This window comes from Arthrobacter sp. OAP107 (assembly GCF_040546765.1).
Classification (GTDB): domain Bacteria; phylum Actinomycetota; class Actinomycetes; order Actinomycetales; family Micrococcaceae; genus Arthrobacter.
On record NZ_JBEPOK010000001.1, the window covers coordinates 1456380 to 1479650 of the forward strand.

Annotated in this window: 15 protein-coding genes; 12 read left to right on the forward strand and 3 right to left on the reverse strand. The window is 64.2% G+C overall.

Features of this window, described 5'->3' with window-relative positions:
- Positions 1 to 114 precede the first annotated feature (114 nt).
- Positions 115 to 684: a hypothetical protein gene (locus ABIE00_RS06820; RefSeq protein ID WP_354258368.1), complete on the forward strand. Its 570-nt coding sequence runs from the start codon at positions 115 to 117 to the stop codon at positions 682 to 684.
- 15 nt (positions 685 to 699) lie between these two features.
- Here the strand turns inward: ABIE00_RS06820 and ABIE00_RS06825 are convergent, their stop codons facing one another.
- Positions 700 to 915 carry a helix-turn-helix domain-containing protein gene (locus ABIE00_RS06825; protein WP_043419585.1) on the reverse strand — a complete coding sequence of 72 codons (216 nt, stop codon included), beginning with the start codon at positions 913 to 915 and terminating at the stop codon, positions 700 to 702.
- A gap of 153 nt (positions 916 to 1068) precedes the next feature.
- Between ABIE00_RS06825 and ABIE00_RS06830 the strand changes: the two genes are divergently transcribed.
- Genes ABIE00_RS06830 through ABIE00_RS06845 form a run of 4 tightly spaced genes read left to right on the forward strand, consistent with a single transcriptional unit; the run spans position 1069 to position 9455 of the window.
- Positions 1069 to 1713, forward strand: a complete 645-nt coding sequence (locus ABIE00_RS06830; protein ID WP_354258371.1) for an SAF domain-containing protein — start codon at positions 1069 to 1071, stop codon at positions 1711 to 1713.
- A complete protein-coding gene (locus ABIE00_RS06835) occupies positions 1710 to 3038 on the forward strand; it encodes a CpaE/TadZ family protein (RefSeq protein ID WP_354258374.1) in 1329 nt (442 codons plus the stop codon). Before ABIE00_RS06830 ends, ABIE00_RS06835 begins: the two co-directional genes overlap by 4 nt.
- A gap of 58 nt (positions 3039 to 3096) precedes the next feature.
- On the forward strand, positions 3097 to 7950 hold the full coding sequence (locus tag ABIE00_RS06840) for an NAD-glutamate dehydrogenase (RefSeq protein WP_354258377.1): 4854 nt from the start codon (positions 3097 to 3099) through the stop codon (positions 7948 to 7950).
- Between the two features lie 35 nt (positions 7951 to 7985).
- Positions 7986 to 9455 carry a sensor histidine kinase gene (locus ABIE00_RS06845; RefSeq protein WP_331575910.1) on the forward strand — a complete coding sequence of 490 codons (1470 nt, stop codon included), beginning with the start codon at positions 7986 to 7988 and terminating at the stop codon, positions 9453 to 9455.
- A gap of 65 nt (positions 9456 to 9520) precedes the next feature.
- Here ABIE00_RS06845 and ABIE00_RS06850 read toward each other — a convergent pair whose 3' ends face one another.
- Positions 9521 to 9769 (reverse strand): WhiB family transcriptional regulator, encoded by a 249-nt coding sequence (locus ABIE00_RS06850; RefSeq protein ID WP_003804966.1) that lies wholly within the window; start codon positions 9767 to 9769, stop codon positions 9521 to 9523.
- Positions 9770 to 10059: 290 nt separating this feature from the next.
- Here ABIE00_RS06850 and ABIE00_RS06855 point away from each other — a divergent pair, with 290 nt between their 5' ends.
- A complete protein-coding gene (locus ABIE00_RS06855; protein WP_354263291.1) occupies positions 10060 to 10500 on the forward strand; it encodes a hypothetical protein in 441 nt (146 codons plus the stop codon).
- Here the strand turns inward: ABIE00_RS06855 and ABIE00_RS06860 are convergent.
- Positions 10497 to 14774, reverse strand: coding sequence for an FtsK/SpoIIIE domain-containing protein (locus ABIE00_RS06860; RefSeq protein WP_354258381.1), 4278 nt, complete (start codon positions 14772 to 14774; stop codon positions 10497 to 10499). The two genes, ABIE00_RS06855 and ABIE00_RS06860, sit on opposite strands and share 4 nt — an antisense overlap.
- Positions 14775 to 14966: 192 nt before the next feature.
- On the opposite strand from ABIE00_RS06860, the gene glf reads away from it, so the two are divergent.
- The 6 genes from glf (at position 14967) to ABIE00_RS06890 (ending at position 23256) form a co-directional block, all read left to right on the forward strand.
- Positions 14967 to 16154: a UDP-galactopyranose mutase gene (gene glf, locus ABIE00_RS06865; protein ID WP_354258384.1), complete on the forward strand. Its 1188-nt coding sequence runs from the start codon at positions 14967 to 14969 to the stop codon at positions 16152 to 16154.
- A 92-nt stretch (positions 16155 to 16246) separates the two neighbouring features.
- Positions 16247 to 18157 (forward strand): glycosyltransferase, encoded by a 1911-nt coding sequence (locus ABIE00_RS06870; protein WP_354263292.1) that lies wholly within the window; start codon positions 16247 to 16249, stop codon positions 18155 to 18157.
- A complete protein-coding gene (locus tag ABIE00_RS06875; protein WP_354258386.1) occupies positions 18154 to 19032 on the forward strand; it encodes an ABC transporter permease in 879 nt (292 codons plus the stop codon). Before ABIE00_RS06870 ends, ABIE00_RS06875 begins: the two co-directional genes overlap by 4 nt.
- Position 19033: 1 nt before the next feature.
- Positions 19034 to 19765 (forward strand): ABC transporter ATP-binding protein, encoded by a 732-nt coding sequence (locus tag ABIE00_RS06880; RefSeq protein WP_354258389.1) that lies wholly within the window; start codon positions 19034 to 19036, stop codon positions 19763 to 19765.
- Positions 19758 to 21854, forward strand: coding sequence for an acyltransferase family protein (locus ABIE00_RS06885; protein WP_354258392.1), 2097 nt, complete (start codon positions 19758 to 19760; stop codon positions 21852 to 21854). The genes ABIE00_RS06880 and ABIE00_RS06885 overlap by 8 nt, the downstream gene beginning before the upstream one ends.
- Positions 21855 to 21966: 112 nt before the next feature.
- Positions 21967 to 23256 (forward strand): nucleotide sugar dehydrogenase, encoded by a 1290-nt coding sequence (locus ABIE00_RS06890; protein ID WP_354258395.1) that lies wholly within the window; start codon positions 21967 to 21969, stop codon positions 23254 to 23256.
- The last annotated feature ends 15 nt before the right edge of the window (positions 23257 to 23271 follow it).

Genomic DNA, 23271 nt, shown 5'->3' on the forward strand with positions numbered 1-23271 from the left:
ATGTATCTGGCTTTGTTGGAGATAGTTTGCAGCAGTTGTAATGGGGTTGTCTATGGAGAAAGGAAAGTTTGTGGATTAATTGACCGCATTCGTGGGCGGGCCTACGCTGACGCCATGCGATGGAATGCACTTTTCCAGGATCTCGAGCAGCAGCTTGCCGAGGCCGGGGTCCTGGGCCTGGAGTCCGAGATTGCGGAGCGTTCCCGTGCAGACACGGCTGCCATTGCACTCGATGACAGGCTGCGTGGATCCCTAGGCTGCCATATTGGCGTCCATCTGAATTCGGGACCCGTCTTTGCCGGCGCCCTCAGCCATGCAGGATCCGAAAGCCTGGTCCTTGACGAGGCGGCGCACCAGGTGCTGATACCTTATGCTGCCGTTGGCCACTACACCGGACTCGGCCGGTTCGCCGTCGCCGAGACGTCCCCAGTGCGCCGGAAGCTCGGACTTGCCAGCGCACTGCGGGGACTGGCAAGGGACAGGGCCGAACTCACTGTCCTGCTGGCAGGCCGGTCACCGGACATGCAGCTTCCGGGTGTGATTGACAGGGTGGGGCGGGACTTTTTTGACCTCGCGATGACATGGCCCGGCGAAGCGCGCAGGGCCGGCCGGGTTGCCGACGTGGCTACCGTCCCGTTCCGGTCGCTGGGTGCCCTCCGCTCACGGCGCAGCGGGGAGGTCTGACGGGACCTTCCGTGCTCAAACGGACTTGGACTTGGCCTCTTGAATCATGCGGCTTGCCTCGGCATAGCGCTCTTCGATGTACTGCTCAAGCATCTTTTCCTCAACCCGCCACTGGCCGCGGCCACCCACTTGGATGGCCTTCAGCTCGCCGCTGCGGACGAGGGCATACGCTGCCGGCGCATTGATCTGAAGCTGCTCGGCTACATCTGCAAGCGTAAGGAATCGGGGCATAGTCCAATTGTGCCACCGGTCGGCGTGGATGATGCGGTTGTCCACAGTTTGATGTTGTTTGCTTGCGTACCCTTCCGCTTGAGCAGGCATGCCGTAACAATGATCTTGACCGGCGCGATCGAAGCGCCCAGGCGTCAAGGGGGAGCAGTACGCATGAGTGCAAGCACGGCGGCCACCGGAGCCCGGCTGAAGAAGCCTTCCTGGAAGGATCCGAGGCTTCTGGTGGGTGTGCTCCTGGTCCTTGCCTCTGTTGTCGGTGTCGTTGCCCTCGTCGGCAGCGCGGACCGCACCACAGAGGTATTTGCCGCCCGCGAGCCCATCGCCGTCGGCCAGAAGCTCACACCGGAAAACATCAGCCGGGTCAAGGTGCGCCTGGGCGACGTCGAGGCGCACTACTTCCCGGCGGAGTCAGGTATTCCCGAAGGGCAGGTAGCCGTCCAGCGGATCGCCAAGGACCAGCTGGTTCCCCGGGAAAGCCTGGGCAGCGTCGACGCCCTGGACCGAAAGCCGGTCGCCGTCAGCGTACAGGAGGCCCTGCCCGAGCAGGCGGTGGCGGGAACCCGGGTGCACGTGTGGGTCTCCATGCCCGACGCCCGGAACGGCTTTGCACAGCCGAAGCTGCTGCTTCCCGGCGCGGAGATCGCGGAGGTCTCACAGGGATCCACAGCACTTGGCGCTTCGAAATCCACGGTCCTGATGGTCCTGGTGGGGGACGGGCAGATGGCCTCCCTCCTCGGCGCGCAGGCGAACGAGGCCAAAATCTCCGTGGTGTGGAATCCAGGCGGGGCCGCCAAGTGAGCATCCCCGTCGTCACAGTCGGTGAGTCGCAGGAAGACTTGGTTGGCGGACTCGAGCGGCTCCACGGTCCAGTCACAGTGGTCCGGCGCTGCGCGGAGCTCGCGGAGCTGCTGGCCGCCTGCCAGAGCGGACTGGCCCGGGCCGCCGTTGTTGCCGAGGGAAGTCCGGAACTGACTGCCTCGCTGGTGGACAGGCTCGCCGCCGTGGGCGTGGTCATCATCGCCCTGACCGACAGCCCCGAGGAGCGGTTGAGGCTGCGCGGCATTGGAGTCACGGCAGCCCCTTCGACCGTTGAATCCACGGTGCTGGCGGAGAGCATCGCCGACGCCGTCAGCAGGCATTCAGGCCCGGGTCGGGCAGGGCTGAATCCCGGCTCCGCTCCCGCTTACGGCACAGGCTTCGCCGACGCCGGAGCGGCCCTTCGCCCGGAGGCTGCCGATACCGAACCGGAGCCGGCGCAGGCCGGAACAGGCAGGGTCGTGGCGGTGTGGGGGCCGGCCGGCGCGCCCGGCAGAACACTGGTGGCCGTGAACATCGCAGGGGAGCTGGCTGCGCAAGGCAAGTCTGTCCTGCTGGTTGACGCCGACAGCTATGGGGCCAGCGTCGCCGGCGTCCTCGGGCTCCTCGATGAGGCGGCGGGGCTGGCACAGGCCTGCCGGCTGGCCGACCAGGGGCTGCTGGACCGGGAAGCGTTGCTCCGCGTCGCCGTTCCGGTAAGTGCCTCGAGCGGGACTTTCCGGGTACTGACGGGAATAACCCGGGCGGACCGCTGGACCGAGCTGCGCGCGGCCGCGCTGGCGCTTGTTTTGGGCCGGGCGCGGGAGATGGCCGACGTCGTTGTGGTCGACGCAGGCTTTTGCCTTGAGACAGACGAGGAGCTGAGTTTCGACACGATGGCACCGCGGCGCAACGCTGCCACTCTCAGGAGCCTGGAGTTGGCCGATACCGTGATCGCCGTGGGGTCCGCGGATCCCATCGGTGTTCCACGCCTCGTCAGGGGGCTGGCGGAACTCGAAGGTTCGCTGCCGGGGGTCAGCCCCGAGGTGGTGTTCAACAAAGTGCGGGCCTCGGCCGTGGGCCGTTCGCCGGAACGTCAGCTCCGCGAGGCGTGGGACCGGTTCGGCCCGTCGTCGGTCATCAGAGCCTTCCTTCCGTGGGATCCTGACGCAACAGACGCGGCTCTGCTGTCCGGCTCGTTATTGCTCGAATCGGCACCGGAATCCCGGCTTCGGGCGGCCATCGCGGAAATCGTTTGTGCACCTGTCCAGCAAAAACGCCGATCCTCTGTGTTCTCTTCCACAGCAAGGCGCAGGCTGACGGGCTAGGCTCACGGTGAGGGCTGCAAGGAAGCAGCCGCAAACTGTGTGATGGAGGCGTGTGTCGATGTCGTCTGGGTCCAGCGTGGAGGATCAGTCCCGTTCAATCGGAGCCGAAGAAGGCTTCTTTGCGGACTACTACGAGCATCTGGCAGAGGAGGATGCGCGCGCTTATCCGCACGAGCTGCTGATCGCCCGGGCTGAGACCCACCGCGGCGTCGGTTTTGAACGCCGGCCGGGCACCGCCAACATCTCCATCGTTCCCGAGGGCGACCGCAGTGTTGTCTACATCGTCACCGACGACATGCCTTTCCTGGTGGATTCTGTCAACGCCGAGCTGGTCCGCCAGAATTCGGCCATCCATCTTGTGCAGCACCCGATGTTCGTGGTCACGCGCAACCGCGAAACCAACGAGCTCGTGAAGGTGGACAGGGTCCCGTCCAGCATCGGCATCTCCAGCGGTGACACCGCGGCGCTGCCCGTCCTGTCCCACCTGATTGCCCAGGGCGACAACGCGTCCCACATGGAGTCCTGGATTGCCGTCGAAATCGGCCGCGCCAGTGACGAAGCGGCCGAGCAGCTGCAGGAAGGACTGGAGCGGGTCCTCGGAGACGTTCGGGCCGCCGTCGAAGACTGGCCGAAAATGCGCAACAAGGCACTGCAGATCGCCAAGGATCTGGACAAGGTGGCGCATCCCACCCAGATCGCAGAGCTGCGCCAGGCCCAGGAGCTGCTGCGCTGGCTGGACGAGGGCAACTTCACCTTCCTCGGCTACCGGGAATACGACCTGGTCAACGAGGAAGGCGAGGATGTCCTGGAACTGCGCGAGGACAGCGGCCTGGGCCTGCTGCGGGCGCACCACGATACCCACCAGGTTCAGCACCTCACCGACGCGGGCCGGCGCAAGGCTCGGGAAAAGCGTGCCCTGGTCATCACCAAGGCAAATTCCCGCTCAACAGTTCACCGGCCCGCGTACCTGGACTACATCGGCGTGAAAAGCTTCGATGCGGCAGGCAACGTCAACGGTGAACAGCGCTTCATCGGTCTGTTTGCCACCAGCGCCTACACAGACTCCGTGCGCAATATCCCGATAGTCCGGGAAAAGGTCGAGGCCGTGCTCCGCGGCGCCGGTTTTCCGCCCGACTCGCACTCCGGGAAGGACCTGCTCGGCATCCTGGAGACATACCCCCGCGACGAGCTCTTCCAAATCGAAGTTCCCGACCTTGCCGCGACGGCAACGGGAATCCAGCGGCTGCAGGAACGGCGCCGGACCCGGCTCTTCCTCCGGCCGGACATCTACGGACGGTTCATGTCCGCCGTCGTCTACCTCCCTCGCGACCGCTACACCACCAACGTCCGGCTGCGGATCGAGCAGGAACTCCGCGAGACCTTCCGCGCCGAGTCCATCGACTATGAGGCGAGGATGACCGAATCCGCCCTCGCCCGCCTGTTCTTCCGGATCCGCCTGCCCAAGGGCGCGGACGTCAGCCACGTCAACACCGACGCGCTGGAACAGCGGCTGGTCCGTGCCGCCCGGTCCTGGAGTGAAGGGATCGCCGAGGTACTCCGCGAGCGCAGCGCCGACGACGGTGCCAACGAACTGGCAGCCATCTGGGCCGAGGCCTTCCCCGCCAGCTACCGCGTCGACTATGAAATCGAAGATGCGCTCGAAGACATCGCCCGGTTTGAACAGTACGGGGCCGAAGCCGAGCGCGTGACCGGCGCCCGGCAGGAGCGGCCAGGGGTCCATGTCTACCTTCCCGAAGGCGCAGGCGCCACCCTCGAGGAGGACGCCAGGGTCAAGCTGTACATGCTGGAGCCGAAGAGCCTGAGCCAGATCCTGCCCTACTTCCACAATCTGGGGCTGGAAGTACTGGACGAGCGGCCGTTCGAGATCGAAACCGCCGACCGCCGGGACTTCTTCCTGTACGACCTCGGACTGAAGTACCCTGCCGGGGTGGACCCGGTGTCCACGGGCCGGCTGCTGGCGGATTCCTTCGGCGCCGCCGTCTCCGGTGCGGTGGAATCCGACAGCTTTGACCGGCTGGTGCTTCGCGAGGGCATGACATGGCGGCAGGTCATCGTGCTGCGGGCCTACGCAAAGTACATGCGGCAAATGGGCAACACCAATTCGTTTGAATTCATGGCCGACACCCTGCTGGCCAATCCGGAGGTCACCCGCGGGCTCAGTGCCCTGTTTGAGGCACGCTTTGATCCGGATCTGACCGAGCTGGAGCGGACCGAACGGCAGGAAAAAGTCCGCGCTGAGCTGACGGCATCGATCGATAGTGTCGCCACGCTGGACGCCGACCGCGTGGTGCGTACGTTCACGAACCTGATCGAATCAACGCTGCGCACCAATTTCTACCAGGACAAGCCGCACCTGAGCTTCAAGCTCAACCCTGCAACCATCGAGGGGCTGCCCTTCCCGCGGCCCATGTTCGAAATCTGGGTTTACTCTCCCCGGGTGGAGGGCGTTCACCTGCGCTTCGGCAAGGTGGCCCGGGGCGGTCTCCGCTGGTCGGACCGGCGGGAAGACTTCCGGACGGAGATCCTGGGCCTGGTCAAGGCACAGACGGTCAAGAATGCAGTAATCGTTCCAACGGGCGCCAAGGGCGGTTTCTTCGCCAAGCGGCTGCCGGATCCCGCGAAGGACCGGTCGGCCTGGATGGCGGAGGGCATCGAAAGCTACAAGACGTTCATCCGGGGACTCCTTGACGTCACGGACAACCTCGTGACGGGAGCCGACGGCGAACGGCTGGTCCCGCCGTCGAGCGTTGTACGGCACGACGGCGACGACTCGTACCTTGTGGTCGCAGCGGACAAGGGCACGGCAACCTTCTCTGACATTGCCAACGGCCTGGCCGCCGAGTACGGATTCTGGCTGGGCGACGCCTTCGCCTCCGGCGGTTCGGTGGGATACGACCACAAAGCCATGGGCATCACGGCCCGGGGTGCCTGGGAGTCGGTCAAGCGGCACTTCAGCGAGCTGGACCTGGACACGCAGTCCGAGCCCTTCACCGTGGTCGGCGTCGGCGACATGTCCGGGGACGTGTTCGGCAACGGGATGCTCCTGTCCAAGCACATCCGGCTGCTCGCAGCGTTTGACCACCGGCACATTTTCCTCGACCCGAACCCGGACGAGGCAAGCTCCTATGCCGAGCGGCAGCGGCTGTTCGAGCTGCCCCGGTCATCCTGGGACGACTATGACAAGAGCCTGATCAGCGAAGGCGGCGGGGTCTACCCGCGGCAGGCGAAATCGATCCCGGTCTCGCCGCAGGTCCGGTCTGCCCTTGGCCTGGCCGAGGACACGACCCAGCTCAGCCCGCCCGAACTCCTGCGGGCCATCCTGCTGGCCCCCGCCGACCTGCTGTACAACGGCGGCATCGGCACCTACGTGAAGGCCAGTTCCGAGACGCACGCCATGGTGGGCGACAAGTCCAACGACGCCATCCGGGTGGACGGCCGCGACCTTCGGGTCAAGGTCGTGGGTGAGGGCGGCAACCTCGGAATGACGCAGCGGGGCCGCATCGAAGCGGCGCTGCAGGGCGTCATCCTGAACACCGATGCCATCGACAACTCCGCCGGCGTCGACTGCTCCGACCACGAGGTCAACATCAAGATCTTCGTGGACCGGATGGTGGCCGCCGGCAAGCTCGAGGCCGCCGAGCGTTCGGACTTCCTTGCGGCCATGACCGACGAAGTCGGGCGGCTGGTCCTGGAAGACAACATCGACCAGAACATCCTGCTCCTGAACGACCGGCAGAAGGTCGCCGAGTGGAGCCCGAGCTACGAGCGGCTGATGGACTGGCTGGAGAAGACGGCGGACCTGAACCGTGACCTGGAGGCGCTGCCCTCCACGGCTGTCCTGCGCGAACGGCTGGAACAGGGGCAGGGCCTCACGTCACCTGAATTGTCCGTGCTGGCCGCCTACGCCAAGATTGAACTCGCGACAGCCCTGCGCGACAGTGACCTGGCGGATGACCCGTGGTTCCGTGAGACGCTTCGGAAATACTTCCCGGTGCAGCTCCGGGAGAAATTCGACGCCGAACTGGACACCCATCCGCTGCGCCGGGAGATCATCGCCACGGTCGTGGCCAACGACATGATCAACCTGGGCGGCATCACCTTTGCCTTCCGGACCATGGAGGAGACCTCGGCGAGCGAGGTGGCTGTGGCGAAGGCGTTCGTGGCACTGAGGGAAATCTACGATCTCGACGTCATGGTGTCCGAGCTCAACGAGCTTCCCGCGTCCTTCCCCACTGAGCACTGGAGCACCGTCCACCTCGATATCCGGCGGCTGCTGGACCGTGCAGTGCGCTGGGTCCTGGCCCAGGGCAGCGCGTCGCGGCCCATCGCCGACATCGTCGCCGAGTTCCAGCCGCCGATGGAACCCATGCGGGCGCGGCTGCTGGACTACCTGCGCGGTGACGACCGTAAGCGCGTTGCCTCGTGGCTTGAGAAGGCGCGGTCCTGGGGCCTGCCCGAGGATCTGGGCCACCGCTGGGCCGAGCTGTTCGAGAGCTTTGTCCTGTTGGATATCGCGAAAATCGCGCACAGCCGCAAGGAGCCCGTGGAAGACATCGCCAACGTCTACTACACGGTGTTCAACCGGTTCCACGTGGACTCCCTGCTGGAGCGGATCAGTTCCCTGCCGCGGAAGGACCGCTGGCAGGCCCTGGCCCGTGCCGCGCTGCGCGATGACCTTTACTCGACCGTCTCAGACATGACGACGGCGGTCCTGGACTCGACCGACGAAGGGTCGCCGGCCGAGGACAGGCTCAAGGCCTGGGAGCAGCTCAATGCCGAACATCTGGGCCGTGCGAAGAGCATGTTCGATGAGGTCAATGCCCTCGAGGCGGACGACATGGCCTCGCTCTCGGTAGCATTGAGGCTCTTGAGGTCAATCGTCCGACGCTAGGACACCGGTCCCGCCGTCGAAAAACTGGAGGTGCAGTGGCAATCTTTACGGACCCCATCAGGGAACACGCTGATTTCGGGCCGGGGGATGCCGAGTGGCTGCACCTCCTGGTGGGCGACTGGCAGATGGTGGCCGATCTGGCGTTTGCCGACCTGGCATTGTGGTTTCCCCATCCGGAGCACGGTTACGTTGCCCTGGCACACGTCCGGCCCTCCACGACGCATACGGTGTTCCACGCCGATTTCGTCGGGGAGGGCATCCGGTCGGATCTGCAGCCGCTGGTGGACAAAGCGTGGGAGAGCCGCAGCATTGAGCGATCCAGCGAGACCAACTGGAGCAGTGACATGGCCCTGCGGGTCGAAGCCGTGCCGATGGTCAGGAACGGCCGGACGCTGGCTGTGGTCACCTCCCACATGGACCTTTCGAGTTCACGGATGCCGTCCCGGCTGGAGCTGACCTACCGCCAGTGTGCCTATGACTTGCTGCGCATGGGCACCCTGGGGCTCTGGCCGGACTTCGCCTCGCCGACCGGCTCCCGTCGCGGAGCCCCGCGCGTGGGCGACGGCCTGATCCGTCTCGACGCCGAGGGGATCGTCCAATATGCCAGCCCTAACGGGGTCTCGGCGTTCCGGCGCCTCGGTGATGGCGAATCACTGGAAGGGCGCTCGCTGGCGGAGGTCACGGCGGGTCTGCTGAAGGACCGCCGCATGGTGGACGAGACGCTGCCGCTGGTTGTCACCGGGCGGATGCCTTGGCGCAGTGAGATTGAATCCCGCGGCGTCAGCCTGTCGCTGCGTGCCATCCCGCTCCGCGATGAGCAGCAGCGCTTCGGTGCGCTGGTCCTCTGCCGTGACGTGTCCGAACTGCGCCGCCGCGAGATGGAGCTGGTCACAAAGGATGCCACCATCCGGGAAATCCACCATCGGGTCAAGAACAACCTGCAGACTGTTGCCGCACTGCTGCGCATGCAGTCCCGCCGAATGGTCAGCGACGAGGCAAAGCAGGGGCTCGAACAGGCCATGCGACGCGTGGCAACGATTGCCCTCGTGCACGAAACCCTCTCGCAGGGGCTGACTCAAAGTGTCGACTTCGATGAGCTCATCGGACGGCAGTTCCGCCTGTCCGCGGAAGTCGCCTCACCGTCCCAGCAGGTCCGGACCCAGCGGTCCGGGTTGTTCGGCGAACTTCCCAGCGACTTCGCGACGCCGCTGGCGCTGGTCATCAACGAGCTTGTCACCAACGCCGTCGAACACGGACTGGAGGGACGCACGGGCACGGTGTGGCTGCTTGCCGACCGCTCTGAAGGCGACGACGGCGAGGAGCTGCTCACCGTCACTGTGGCGGACGACGGGGTTGGCCTGCCGGAGACGCCCCACGTGGAGGGCCTCGGACTGCAGATTGTCCGGACGCTGGTCACGAGCGAACTCGGCGGCACCATCCAGTGGAAGCCCCGGGATGGGGGCGGCACTGCGGTGCAGATTGTCCTGAGCCTGGCGAGCCGCTAAAACGTAAAAAGGCGACGGCCGCGGACCATAGGTCCGCGGCCGTCGCCTTTTGCTTTTTGTCGGAGTCAGGAAGCCCGGCGGGCCCTGGCGGCCCGGCGCTTCAGTGCACGGCGCTCGTCCTCGCTCATGCCGCCCCACACGCCTGCATCCTGTCCGGACTCCAAGGCCCACTGCAGGCAGGTGTCAACGACGGGGCACCGGCGGCAGACGCTCTTCGCTTCTTCGATCTGCAAAAGAGCGGGGCCGGTGTTGCCCACGGGGAAAAACAGCTCCGGGTCCTTGTCGAGGCAGGCCGCGCGATTACGCCAATCCATGCTGATCAGTCACTCCATTCCTGGGAAGTCAATGCCCTTTGTGAAAATATTCACTAGGGCTTACATAGGAAAGGGGCCCTGCAGGGCCCCCTTGGTCATCTGGATCAAGCGTTTCATGTTAACGCTGTGTAAACAAGGGGTAGTGGGCCACGAAATCGCCGAGAAACGTGAGCGATGCATCACATCAGCGGGCTGCCCCGCCGTGTGTCGACTATGTCGGGTAGTGTGCCAGTGTGTCAAGACCCCCAAAAGACCCGTCCGGACCACACGCTGACGCCGGAGACGGTGGAATGGCGGAGGACCGGGGCCCAGGCGGAACAGAGCCTTCGAGTCGCGTCCGTCCCCGCGCCGTTCCCGTGATCTCGGGGATTGTGGCAGCCGAGGCCACGGCCCTGCTGGCCGCAGCGGCCTGGTACGGATTCCAGCTGGCCAGCGGGGCACCCGTCATGTCGTTTTGGGGTGCCGTTTTCACGCTCGGCCTGCTTCTGGCGTTTGCGGCGTGGCTCTATGCCGTTGCCGTGTTCCTGTTCCGTGGTTTCCGCTGGCCGAGGGCCGGCGCGCTGGTGGCCCAGCTGTTCGCGCTGACCATCGGCTTCCCCACGCTCACCGGCGGACTCCCGCTGGCCGGCGCCGCGATGCTGATCCCTGCCGCCACGGCGATCGTCCTCTTGTTCGACAAACGCGTGATTCGCTTCGCCTCCCGCGCCGCGTCCGATCCGCCTGCACTCTAGAGCCTCCTGACATCCTCGGCCATGGCCAGCTGAACGGGCATCGCCGCGCCGTCCGCCACGAACAGGGCGCGCCCTGGCGGGGGATGGGAATCCGGGTCTATCCGCAGACCGAAGATGTCGCCGTCCAGGGGATTGCGCGGCGCAATGAGGATGCCCCTGCCGCCACTGCGGGCTGCCAGCGCGAGCGGGACACGCTGGACCAGTGACTGGCTGAACGCGGCCGAGAAAATTACCGCCCAGCCGCGGCTGTTCAGGTCCATGAGGTTTTGCTGTGGGGCGGCAGGCAGCAGGTCGGCGTCATCGACGAGGAGTATGGCGTCCTTTGGCAGGCGTCCTTCCACGGCGTCGCGGTGGACCTCGCTCCAAAAGTCACCAGGACCCGGCCCCCGGCCAGGGTGCTGCCATCCGGATACGGACGGGTTAAGCGCCGGCAGGGATGCCAAAAACGAGGACTTGCCCGAACCGGCGCTGCCGAGCACGGCAAGGACAGACCCTGGCGGCAGGCGCACCGCGGCAGGGGCGGGTTCGTCCCCGCCCATGCCCACGACCAGGCGCCGGGCGGCCTCACGCATAGGCTGAGCTGCACCTCTGGCCTCAGGCATCCGGGACAGCACGTCCGCTACGGAGAGCCGCACCGGAAGGGGGTCCACGCGGAACGGCCTGACCCGCACCGGACCCAGCATCTCGCCGCGGAGGGCCGAGGCTTTCCCGGGACCGGAACATCCCCCTTCCGGGGCATAGAGCTGGCAGACCGCCTGACGCCCTGCGGAGAAAGCACCGGATGCGACGGCGCGGCCCCTGAGCGGCGGGACCTCGGGCATTGTGGGCCATACCAGCCTGCTCTCGGCGCTGGCGCCCCGCGGGCAGTAGATGCGGTTGGGGATGGCAGGAAAGAACCGCGACATCACGAGTTCGCGGTCGCCGGAGATCACCACGGTCATTCGGGCGGCGCGGCCGTCCCGGATGATGTCCTGGAGATGGTCTTCGGCGCGGGTCAGGGGGCCGGCGCGGAGGGCGGACAGCCACGAGCCCCAGCCCGAAATGACCAGCATCAGCGGCGGACCGGCAGCTGCCGGGAGCCGGCTCAGCCGCCGGGACATTTCGGACGCCACGCGCTCCAGGAGGCGGACGCCGCGGCGGACGTCGTGCAGGTTCACAAGAGATCCGGTGCGTTGCATACCGGCAAAGCCAGCCAGGGACCCATCCGCGTCGAGGACGTAGAGGTGGCATTCTGCGGGATGCGATAGGAGCTGATGCATTGCCGTTGACATTGCCTGGGCGGCATCACTGGATCCCGCGCCGATCAACGCGAGATGCCCATCGGCTTCCGGCCGCCAGGTGAGGGCTGCAAGCCGCTGCTCCTCGGGCAGATCCAGCAAACCCATCCCTACCGCCCAGTCTCCGTCCGCTCCCGGCATGGTGCCTGCAGCAACGGGTTCTCCGGAGAGGGTGCCTTCCGGGACAGGACCTTCGGGGACGTGACTTGCAGGAACGGGGCCATCTGAGGTGAGTGTGGCCACGTCATCGGGGCCCGCCAGCACATCCGGCAGCGGCGGAGCCACCGGGCGGTGCGCCGCGGAACCGCCCATCCCGGCCCACAGGGAGGCAACCAGCTCCACCACGGGCCTGGCGGCGTCCGCCGGGGACTCCGCAGGAGGTCTGCTGCCGTTGACAGAAGTCTGCATCGCCAGGGCCACCGTGGCCTCAAGCACCCTGACCCGGCATGACGCAGAGTCCTCGCCGTTAACAGCACCAACTGAAGCAGACTGGAACTCTTCGGCAGCTTCGGTGCCCCTGGCCAGGTAGGCGCGGCCGGGCCGGTTGACGGGTATCGCCGAGGCCGCACTGCTGCCGATCACGTCGGCCGATTCGTGACTGGACTGCACCCGGAGGGCGATGCTCGTTGTGACGTTCGCACGGATGTCCGCCGTGAGAGCGCCCTGCGGGCGCTGGGTGGCCATGATCAGGTGGATGCCCAGTGACCGGCCGATGGACGCAATCCTCATCAGCTCGGTCAGGGTTCCGGGAGCTTCCTCGACGAGCATTCGGAACTCATCGATGATGAGGACCAGCTGGGGGAGGGGCGGACCGCCGGACGGGGACAGACGGTAGGTCGCCAGGTCCGGGGCGTTCGCGGCGGCCAGCAGCTGCTCACGCCTGCGGACTTCTGCCCGCAGGGACACAATCGTGCGCTCCAGCTGGCTGCCGGCAAGGTCCGTCAGCATGCCGACGCAGTGCGGGATGCCGGTCAGCGGACTGAGTCCGGACCCGCCCTTGAAGTCGAAGAAGAGGACATTGACGCGGTCCGGCGGATAGCACAGCGCCAGCCCGGCGGTAATGGTGCGAAGCAGCTCCGACTTCCCGGAACCTGTGGTGCCCGCAACGAGGACATGCGGGCCATCTGCTTCAAGGTCGAGGACGCGCACGCCCCCAGCGGTGCGGCCCAGGGGAATGGTGAGTCCCGGCTCCAGCCTGCCTGCCCCCCAGCGCCCGGCCGTTGCGGCGGGCGACGTGTCGAGGAGATCGCGGAGCCCGCAACGCGCAGGCACCGATTGGGAGTCGGCCGGCTCGTCAGGGAGGTACTGCCGGTACGCCCGGCAGTACCGGTCGAAAACGCCGGACGGCACCACGTCTGCCACGAAGCGTGAGCATGAACCGCGGCTCCGAATCACGGCCCCGCGCTCGCCGAGCTCAATATCGGCTTCCGATGGCTGCTGTCCCCGACCCGTGAGATGGATTACCCGCCAGCCCAGGCCCCGGGCAGTTGCGATGATGCCGGACTCGGGGGCGCCGTCTGCTGTTCCGGCGAACGCTGTTTCCTTGACTCCTGTTTCGTCGGATCCTGTTTCTGTTTCGTCGGATCCTGTTTCGCCGAAGAGCAGCAGGACGCGGGGCAGTCCCGTCCCGCCGGACGTGTCCGTCAGGGCTGATATGGCGTCAGGAGTCCTCGAATGGAGTGAGACGCCGGGAAGGAACCGCGCCGCGAGCGGCAGGACGGAAGCCGGCCCATGGACCGCGATCCGGGTACCCCAGGCCAGTGGATACCCAGTGAGCTGCATGAGGAACGATCGGGCCAGACCGTGAACCTCGGGTTCCGGCCCCCGGATGGAAACGACCGCTTGGTCCGGGTCAAGGAGCAGCGGCACCGGCCCCAGCCGAGGCGGTTTGAAGCCCGGCTGATCCGGCTCGAGACGTACGTTGGCCGGCTGGTCGGCCAGGCCAAGGCGGAGCCAGACGCCGGGCACACCTCCCGGCCCTGGCTCTCCCGTGGACATTGCCGTTTCCCGTTCGGCCGCCCTGCCGGTAGCGTCAGGGCATCGGCGGGGTGCGGCATTGCTCCGGGCGGTGCCGGCAGCGGAACGCGGGGGAAACGCAGCGGCCAGCGCGAGGACGGCAGCGGACGGTGCCGACCGCCGTCGTCGATCCAGATCCTGCGCAGCTGCTGCCGCTACTGCCGCTCTGAGTTCACGGCGCTGCCGGGTGCCTGAGACGGCAGGGACAAGGAGCGTCGCGGCCGATACGGCGGTGAGGGCCAGAAACATCCACGAGCCCGTCACCAGGGCCAGACCCACACCCATGACCACGGGGAGAACGGCCCCAAGAATCAGCACTGACCGGCCAGCCGGCGCGGCCGCGCGCGAGACGGTCAGGGGGTCCGCCACGGGGCTCCCGGCAAATCCCAGGCCAGCATTCCCCGGCTCCGGCGGCGCAGCCAGCACAACTGACATGGAGGAGTTGCCGCAGCGGATGCGGGAACCGATCGCGACGGCCTTTTTGAACACCCGTTCGCCGTCCACCTCGGTCCCGTTGATGCTGCCAAGGTCCACAAGGGTCAGCGCTGTATCCGACACCTCAATTCTGGCGTGCTCACGCGAAAGATCCGCATCAGGAATAGTCAGCTCGGCGTTGGTCCGGCCGATCCGGTAGCTTCCCCGGCGCAGCGGAAGTACAGTCCCGGCGGCGGGGCCGCTGTCCACCGCGAGGAGCACGGCCGCCGGCGGCTCGCAGGCAGCCCCCGGGCTCGACCCGTCGCCATGGCCGTCCACCAGGACAGCCCCGTTGACCAGGGGCGGTCTGCCGAGTGTCAGGCCCCTGAGCGGCAGGCCGGCTACGGCCAGCCGGCGCGTCAGGAAGCTGCGCGAAAGCTCTGCCTCGAGGTCGGCCCCCGGGCAACCGTCCGGGGCCGCCACGGTCAGTTCAACTGGCCCGGCAGGGGAACCGGACGCGGCGGAAACGGCGCCGGGGCCGCGGACGAGGGTGCACTGCAGTTCCATCGGTTACCGCCTTCTTCTGGCCGTCTTGATAGACACGCTAGCGCCGGCTGAAGTCTCATGGCTTCGGCCCACCCCCGTATGTGGATAACCCGCCAGCCGGAGGGCGACATGGCCGACCCAGCAGTCTCGGGTAGGCTAGAGCAGCAGACAATGCACAACATTGGGCTGCCCGAATTCGAACCAGGAGATTTAGTGACTGCTGACCTCGTCATCGTAGGATCAGGTTTTTTTGGCCTGACGATCGCAGAACAGGCCGCCAGTGAGCTGGGCTTGAAGGTGGTCGTCCTCGACCGCCGCCACCACATCGGGGGCAATGCCTACAGCGAGAAGGAAGAGCAGACCGGGATCGAGGTTCACCGCTACGGTGCGCACCTTTTCCACACGTCGAACGAACGTGTCTGGGAGTACGTCAACCGCTTCACTACCTTTACAGACTACGTGCACAAGGTCTACGGCGTGCATGGCGGGGAGGTTTTCTCCCTGCCAATCAACCTGGCAACCATCAATCAGTTCTTCCGAGCCAACCTGACGCCAGGAGAGGCCAAGGCGCTAATTCAGGAGCAGGCCGGAGAGCTCGCCGGGACCGATCCCCAGAACCTCAACGACAAGGGCATCCAGTTGATCGGCCGCCCGCTTTACGAAGCGTTCATCAAGCACTACACGGGCAAGCAGTGGCAGACCGACCCGAAAGACCTGCCCGCAGGAATCATTTCCCGGCTTCCGGTGCGCTACAACTACGACAACCGGTACTTCAACGACAAGTACGAGGGCCTCCCGACCAACGGCTACACTGCATGGATCGAGAAGATGGCCGAGCACCCCAATATCGATGTGCGCCTCAACACGGATTTCTTTGACGACTCACACGAATACAGCAAGGAAAAGGTTGTCGGAAGGATTCCGGTGATCTACACAGGTCCAGTTGACCGCTACTTCGACTACGCGGAGGGTGACCTTTCTTGGCGCACCATCGATTTCGAAGAAGAAGTCCTCGAGGTCGGTGACTTCCAGGGCACTTCAGTTGTGAACTACAACGACGACGACGTCGCGTACACGCGCATCATTGAACCAAGGCATTTCCACCCAGAGCGCGATTATCAGACGGAAAAGACCGTCATCATGCGGGAGTTCTCCCGGTTCGCTGAGAAGGGGGACGAGCCGTACTACCCCATCAATACGGCAGCGGATCGCGAACGTCTCCTGAAGTACCGGGATCTGGCAGCTGTACAGCCGAACGTTCTTTTCGGAGGACGGCTGGGAACGTACAAGTACCTTGACATGCACATGGCCATCGGATCGGCCCTGACGATGTTCGACAACAAGATTCGTCCTCATTTCGAGGACGGGAAGACGTTAGTAAGCGGAGGAGTCGACGAGTGAGCCTGACTATCAGTACTGAGGCCCTGCAGTCCGGCAAGGGCGGCCAGGCTTGGCGCACGCTGCAGAGGGTCATCCTGCCAAGCCAGAGCCAGATGGATACCGTGCCCCTGTACATCGACACGGGCAACGCGACCGGCAAACAACTGCCGACGTCAAATATCGAAGCCGGCGGCAAGGTTAGGACGCCTTCGGGTGGAACACTGAACAAGGAAGTCCACGTCGAGGACTTCCTCACACGGCACTCCACGTCGGTTCGGCCGGGCGAGCGCGTTTCCTTCGGCACCTACTTCAATGCCTTCCCCGCCAGCTACTGGCGGCGCTGGACTAACTTGAAGAGCGTGCGGCTGTCGGTTGCCACGCGGGGAATGGGCTCGGTGATCGTCTACAAGTCCAATGCCCGAGGGGCGCTGCAGCGCGTGGATTCCCGCAATGTTGACGGGGTCACCACAAACACGTTTGATCTGTCGCTGGCGCCGTTCGGTGACGGTGGCTGGTATTGGTTTGATCTCGTCGCCGGTTCAAAGGAACTGGTCCTCACCGAAGCCAATTGGCTCGGCGAGGGGGAGGAGCACACTCCGGGCTCGATCACGCTCGAGATCACGACGCTCAACAAGGTTGATTTCTGCATCAACAACCTGCGGATCCTCGCGGAGGCGCCGGACGCTTTGCAGCACGTCAAGGAACTGATCATCGTCGACCAGGGCACGCAGAAGGTCGCTGATGCGGCCGGTTTTGCTGAGGTCGCCGCGGCCCTCGAGGGCAAACTGCGGATCATCAACCAGGACAACCTCGGTGGATCCGGCGGCTTTGCGAGGGGCATGTACGAAGCCGTGAATAATGGAAGCGATTACGCGCTGCTCATGGATGACGACGTCGTCGTCGAGCCGGAAAGCATTACCCGCCTCCTGACTTTTGCTGACATGTGCAAGACCCCGACAATTGTCGGCGGCCACATGTTCGACCTTTACAACCGGACCGTCTTGCACACGTTCGGCGAGATCGTCAATCCCTACCGCTTCCAGCCGGATCTGCCGAGCGAGGACATGACGCTGGGACATGACTTCCTCTCCTCCAACCTGCGCGAATCCTCTTGGCTGCACCGGCGGTGCGACGTGGATTACAACGGCTGGTGGATGTGCCTCATACCAACCAAGATCATCCGGGAAATCGGGCTTGCCCTGCCTGTCTTCATCAAGTGGGACGACGCCGAATATGGGCTGCGTGCCAAGAAACATGGGTACCCGACGGTGTCCTTCCCTGGTGCTGCCGTTTGGCATGTGTCGTGGATCGACAAGGACGACCTCGTTGGCTGGCAGGCGTACTTCCACGCCCGCAACCGCTTTATCGCTGCCCTGATCCACAGCCCTTACGAGTTCGGCGGACGTGTGGTGAGGGAGTCCCAGTACGCCGACATCAAACATCTGGTGTCCATGCAGTATGCCACCGCCGAGGGTCGCAACATGGCACTGCGTGACCTGCTGCGCGGCCCAAACGGGCTTCATGACCTGCTTCCGAGCAAGCTGCCTGAGATCCGGAACATGATGAAGCAGTACCCTGACTCGGTCATATCGCCCGACCCGGACTCCTACCCGGCCCCCAAGCTGGACAAGCCTCCGAAGCACGGGCACGGCGTTCGCCAGCCATCGAAGCTTGGACTGATTCCCCTGGCGGCGAAAACCGTGGTACGGCAGCTGGTGCAGCCGGTGGCGCCATCCAGCGTCGACCGGCCGCAGGCCAACATCGCCCATCAGGACAACCGCTGGTGGCGGATGTCGCAGTACGACTCTGCTGTCGTGTCCAATGCCGAAGGCACCGGCGCGTCCTGGTACAAACGCAATCCGCAGCAGCTGCGCAAGATGCTGGCCGAGAGTGCCCGGCTGCATGCCATGCTCCTAAGGGACTGGCAGAAGCTGAGTGCCGAATACAAAGAAGCCTCGAAGGAGATTTGCTCCTTTGAAGCGTGGAAGAAGACGTTTGACCGTCACAGCGAAAACGAACAATGAGCACCAGCGTCGAGGAGCTTACCCGGCCAGGTGTTGGCGGGGGATTGACGGAGGTATTTCGCACCCGCTTTCTGCTGCATCTGCTGGTCCGCAAGGAACTTAAAGTAAGGTACCGGGGTTCCGTACTCGGGCTGATGTGGTCCTATGTCAAGCCGGGGATGCAGTTCCTGGTGTTCTACATCGCCCTTGGCGTATTTCTCGGATTGGAAAACAGCCCCCGTAATCCGGACGGCCTGCCGAACTACGCAATTTATCTGTTCTCCGGCATTGTGCTGATCAATTTCTTTTCCGAGGCGCTTGGCAATGCGTCGCGGTCCATCGTCAATAACGGAGGATTGATCAAGAAGATTTATCTTCCGAGGGAACTTTTCCCGGTTGCCTCTGTGTGGGTCTCGGCAGTGCACTTTTTTCCGCAGTTGGTCATCCTGGTGGTGGCCTGTCTTTTCGCAGGATGGCATCCGTCCTTCCTGCAGTTGGCGGCCGCCGCCGGCGGGTTTGTCGTAGTAGCGCTGCTGGCCACCGGGCTGGGATTGCTTTTCGGAGCCGTGAATGTCTATTTCCGGGACTCCGAAAACTTTGTGGACATGCTGCTCATGGTCGCCACATGGGCGTCACCCGTCATGTACGCCTGGACCATGGTGGTCGATAAGCTCGGCCAGTTCTGGTTCGGCGTGTACCAGCTGAACCCCATCACGGTGGGGGTAGAGGCGTTTCATTTTGCCTTTTGGGTGCCGACGACTGATGGCAGCTTCGAATTGCCACCGAACCTTCTGTCAGTGTGGTTGCCTTACGCGTTGCTGGTTTCGGGGGCCTTGCTGCTTCTAGGCCAGATAACATTTCGCCGGCTTGAGGGCCGCTTCGCTCAGGAGCTTTGAGTTGACTACAGCCATTGAAGTCAAGAACATCAACAAGCAGTTCGTGCTTCGCCACACTCGCTCCATTAAGGAAGCCATTGTGTGGCTCCTGAAGGGGCGGAAGGGCGACCTGTCGGAAAAGTTCCACGCACTCCGCAACGTCTCCCTGGAAATCGACACAGGAGAGGCGGTTGCGCTTCTGGGGCTCAACGGTTCGGGTAAGTCAACGTTGCTCAAACATATCTCCGGCGTTCTCGTTCCCGACGAAGGAACGGTCCGCACACGCGGGAGGGTGGCCGGCCTAATTGAGGTTGGGGCAGGCTTTCACCCCGACCTTTCCGGCCGGGACAACGTTTACCTCAATGGTGCCATCCTTGGCATGTCCGAAACCGACATCGACGAGCGCTTCGACTCCATCATCGAGTTCGCCGAGATCGAGAAATTTATCGATACCGAGGTGAAGTTCTATTCGTCAGGAATGTACCTTCGCCTGGCATTCTCCGTAGCAGTCCACACAGATCCCGAAGTCTTTCTTGTTGACGAAATACTCGCTGTCGGCGATGAGCCCTTCCAGCGGAAGTGCATCGACAAGATTCAGCAACTCGCCGCGGAAGGGAAGACTCTCGTGGTGGTTAGCCATGATCTCGACCTTGTCTCACGGATCTGCGATCGTGGCGTGCTATTGGAGCGCGGGAACGTGATTTTCGACGGACCAATCTCGGACGGCATAGCGCGGTTGCGGGGTCATGCCTGAGGGGTCACCTACTAGCAAAAGTGGCCAGAGAGCGGACATACAGGGCCTTCGAACCCTCTCCGTTGGAATCGTCATTGCCTACCATCTCCGTCCTGATTTATTGCCGGGCGGCTTCGTCGGCGTTGACGTCTTTTTTGTTATCTCCGGATTTCTGATTATTGGTTCACTTGTGCGTGAGATCATCGCCCGCGGCCGCATTGGGATGCTGGTCTTCTATGCCCGCCGCATCCGGCGCCTGCTCCCTTCCTCGACGGTCGTTCTTATGTCCACCATGGCCGGGGCAGTCTTGCTGATGCCCCAGGACCGATGGCAGTCGATTGCTCTTGACGTCATGATGTCAGCGGCCCAAGTTCAAAACTGGAACCAAGCCTTCGGTTCCGTGAGCTACGAGTCGGCCAACGCACTCGTCTCGCCCGTTCAGCATTTATGGTCTCTTGCTGTTGAAGAGCAGTTCTACATCGTTATTCCTTTGCTCCTGGGTGCCGCTGGACTGGTAGCGCGCCTTAGGGGGCTCCCAGCCGGACGTTGCTGTGCCTATTTTCTGGGCCTCATGGTGGCTGCTTCCCTCGTCCATTCCGTCCTATTCACGGCATCGAATCATGACCTGGCCTACTTCGCCACCACCACGCGGATGTGGGAAATCGGCTTGGGCGGGCTGGGCGCACTGCTGCTTCCTGTCGTTCGTCCCCGGCCCCGCGCAAGTGCTGTTCTGGCGTGGCTGGGACTGGCGTTGATTCTGTCCGCGGCAGTTTTTTACTCCACCCGGATGCAATTTCCTGGTTTTGTGGCGCTGATGCCTGTCACCGGTGCCGTGCTCATTCTCGTGAACGGCCCCGCGCCGGCTGGTTCACTCCGACACGGCTACGGCCCGGGTTTTCATCCAGCGACATATCTGAGTGTTGCCCCGATGAAATACCTCGGTGACATCTCGTATTCGCTCTACTTATGGCACTGGCCAGTGATCGTCTTCTACGTCTACCTGGCCGGCAGGACGCCGAATCTTGCCACGGCCGTTGCGCTGGCAGGAGCCAGCGTGCTGATGGCAGCGCTGGCCTATCGCTTCGTTGAACAGCCCTTCTTCAGGCAGGCCAGAAAGGGGAAGCTTCCGGTGGGCCGCCGGTCTCGTGGACGCGCCCGCACATTGCGGGACTACGCTTTGGGCGCGTCGATGGTGACCGCTACTTGCCTAACCGCAACGGTGCCGTGGGCCGTCGTGGAGGCAAAATCGGCTTCGCTGAATTATGAGATCTCCGATGCGGACTATCCTGGCGCCCTCGCCTTTGACCCGAGCCGGCCTGCCCACGTGCCGCAGGGGAAGGCTGTCCTTCCTGACCCCGCGGTTGCCACAAAAGATGTGCCACTGACCAACAAAGATGGCTGCAACGTCTACGATCCGGTCAAGTCACCGGACACTGGTTGTACATACGGGGATTTGGGAGCCCAGCGTACGCTGGTGATTATTGGCGACTCCCACGCCAGCCAGTACGTGGATCCTCTGGCGTACATCGGCGTGAGGAACGGCTGGAAAGTCAGGGCTATGGTAAGGAACGGATGTCCGTTCACGGCGGCCCCGCCAGCGTCCAAGGACACGGTCTTCAGCAATTGCCCGGAGCAAAACCGGACTTCTCTCCGGAAACTGCTGCGCCTGAAACCGGACAAGGTTGTGGTGGCCGGCATGACCCCGGCAGGTTATCAATCAGCCCTGGGTTGGGAGTGGAAAAGCGACCGGGAGCTCATCTCCGGCTACACGGCGATGCTGAGGCCTTTGGTCGAGGCAGGGATCGAAGTTGCTGTGATCCTGGATACGCCTTTCCCTGCTTTCTCAGTCCCGGACTGTGTTGAGAGGAGCGGGCCTACCGCCCCAGAATGCTCGGTGGCTCACGAGCCGGACCAGCGCCATGAGGATCCCCTTAGGGTTGCCGCTCATGAGGTGGGCAGTGTGGCTGTGGTGGATCTGGGCAGTTATTTTTGCAGGAATGGAAGGTGTCCTCCCGTCATAGGCAACGTACTGGTTTACCGTGACAACCATCTCACGGCCACGTTCGCCCGGACGCTGAGCGGCCCATTGAAGCGTGCGCTGAAGTTGTAGCGGTGCCCGGTTAAATACGAGCGCGTGCCGGAAACTCGTTAGGCTAGACCAAGAACTTCTACGCGCCGCCGAGGGGCGTGGGAAATCCACTTACAGAAGAGGCGAAGTATCCGTGAAGATTGCTGTAATTGCGTTGGGAAAAATCGGGCTGCCCCTGGCCGTCCAGTTTGCTTCCAAGGGCCATAATGTCGTCGGCGTCGACGTCAACCAGCAGGTCGTGGAGCTTATCAACGCGGGGACCGAGCCGTTTCCGGGCGAGGCCCACCTGCAGGAGAAACTTTCCGAACTGGTGCAGGCGGGCAAGCTGCGTGCCACCACGGACTATGCCGAGGCTGTTCCCGGCGCCGACGCTGTCGTGCTGGTTGTCCCGCTGTTCGTGGACGCCGACGCCAAGCCTGATTTCGGCTGGATGGACGGCGCAACCGCCGAGCTGGCCAAGCACCTGACCCCGGGCACCCTGGTGTCCTACGAGACGACCCTGCCGGTGGGAACCACGCGCACGCGCTGGAAGCCCGCTCTCGAGGCGGGCTCCGGGCTGGTTGAAGGACAGGACTTCCACCTCGTCTTCTCCCCGGAACGCGTGCTGACCGGACGGGTGTTCGAGGACCTGCGAAAGTACCCCAAGCTGGTGGGCGGCCTGTCCGAAGCAGGGGCGGCCAAGGCCGTTGAGTTCTACGAAGCCGTGCTGGACTTCGACGAGCGTGCTGACCTTCGCCGGCCGAACGGCGTGTGGGACCTGGGATCCGCTGAGGCGTCCGAGCTGGCCAAGCTGGCTGAGACCACGTACCGCGATGTGAACATCGGGCTGGCCAACCAGTTCGCCCGGTTCGCCGGAACCGCGGGCATTGACATCTACCAGGTCATTGAGGCTTCGAACTCGCAGCCGTACAGCCACATCCACCAGCCGGGCATCGCCGTCGGCGGTCACTGCATCCCGGTCTATCCGCGCCTGTACCTCTGGAACGACCCCGAGGCGACGGTGGTGCGGGCTGCCCGTGCCGCCAACGCGGACATGCCGGAGTACACGGTGGGCCTCCTTGAAGGCGCTTACGGCGACCTCACCGATGCCCGTGTGGTGGTGCTGGGTGCCGCCTACCGCGGCGGTGTGAAGGAGACTGCGTTCTCCGGTGTCTTCGACGCCGTTTCCAGCCTCGAGAAGCGCGGTGCCGTGGTGACGGTCCACGATCCGCTCTACACGGACGCCGAACTCGAAAAGCTCGGCTTCACCGCGTACCACGTTGGCGAACCCGTTGACGCGGCCATCGTCCAGGCCGACCACGCCGAATACCGCACGCTGTCCCCGGCCGACCTGCCCGGCATCAAGGCCTTCATCGACGGCCGCCGGATGAGCTCCGCCGACCAGTGGAACGGCGTCGTTTACCGCGTTATCGGCAAGGCCTAAGAGCCCTTCGCGGCA

What these genes read in the sequence shown, in the direction of transcription:
- ABIE00_RS06840 (WP_354258377.1), top strand. Translation starts at nt 3,097, where the DNA reads ATGTCGTCTGGGTCCAGCGTGGAGGATCAGTCCCGTTCAATCGGAGCC.
- ABIE00_RS06830 (WP_354258371.1), top strand. Translation starts at nt 1,069, where the DNA reads ATGAGTGCAAGCACGGCGGCCACCGGAGCCCGGCTGAAGAAGCCTTCC.
- ABIE00_RS06860 (WP_354258381.1), bottom strand. Translation starts at nt 14,774, where the DNA reads ATGGAACTGCAGTGCACCCTCGTCCGCGGCCCCGGCGCCGTTTCCGCC.
- ABIE00_RS06820 (WP_354258368.1), top strand. Translation starts at nt 115, where the DNA reads ATGCGATGGAATGCACTTTTCCAGGATCTCGAGCAGCAGCTTGCCGAG.
- ABIE00_RS06825 (WP_043419585.1), bottom strand. Translation starts at nt 915, where the DNA reads ATGCCCCGATTCCTTACGCTTGCAGATGTAGCCGAGCAGCTTCAGATC.
- ABIE00_RS06850 (WP_003804966.1), bottom strand. Translation starts at nt 9,769, where the DNA reads ATGGATTGGCGTAATCGCGCGGCCTGCCTCGACAAGGACCCGGAGCTG.
- ABIE00_RS06870 (WP_354263292.1), top strand. Translation starts at nt 16,247, where the DNA reads ATGGATACCGTGCCCCTGTACATCGACACGGGCAACGCGACCGGCAAA.
- ABIE00_RS06885 (WP_354258392.1), top strand. Translation starts at nt 19,758, where the DNA reads ATGCCTGAGGGGTCACCTACTAGCAAAAGTGGCCAGAGAGCGGACATA.
- ABIE00_RS06875 (WP_354258386.1), top strand. Translation starts at nt 18,154, where the DNA reads ATGAGCACCAGCGTCGAGGAGCTTACCCGGCCAGGTGTTGGCGGGGGA.
- ABIE00_RS06855 (WP_354263291.1), top strand. Translation starts at nt 10,060, where the DNA reads ATGGCGGAGGACCGGGGCCCAGGCGGAACAGAGCCTTCGAGTCGCGTC.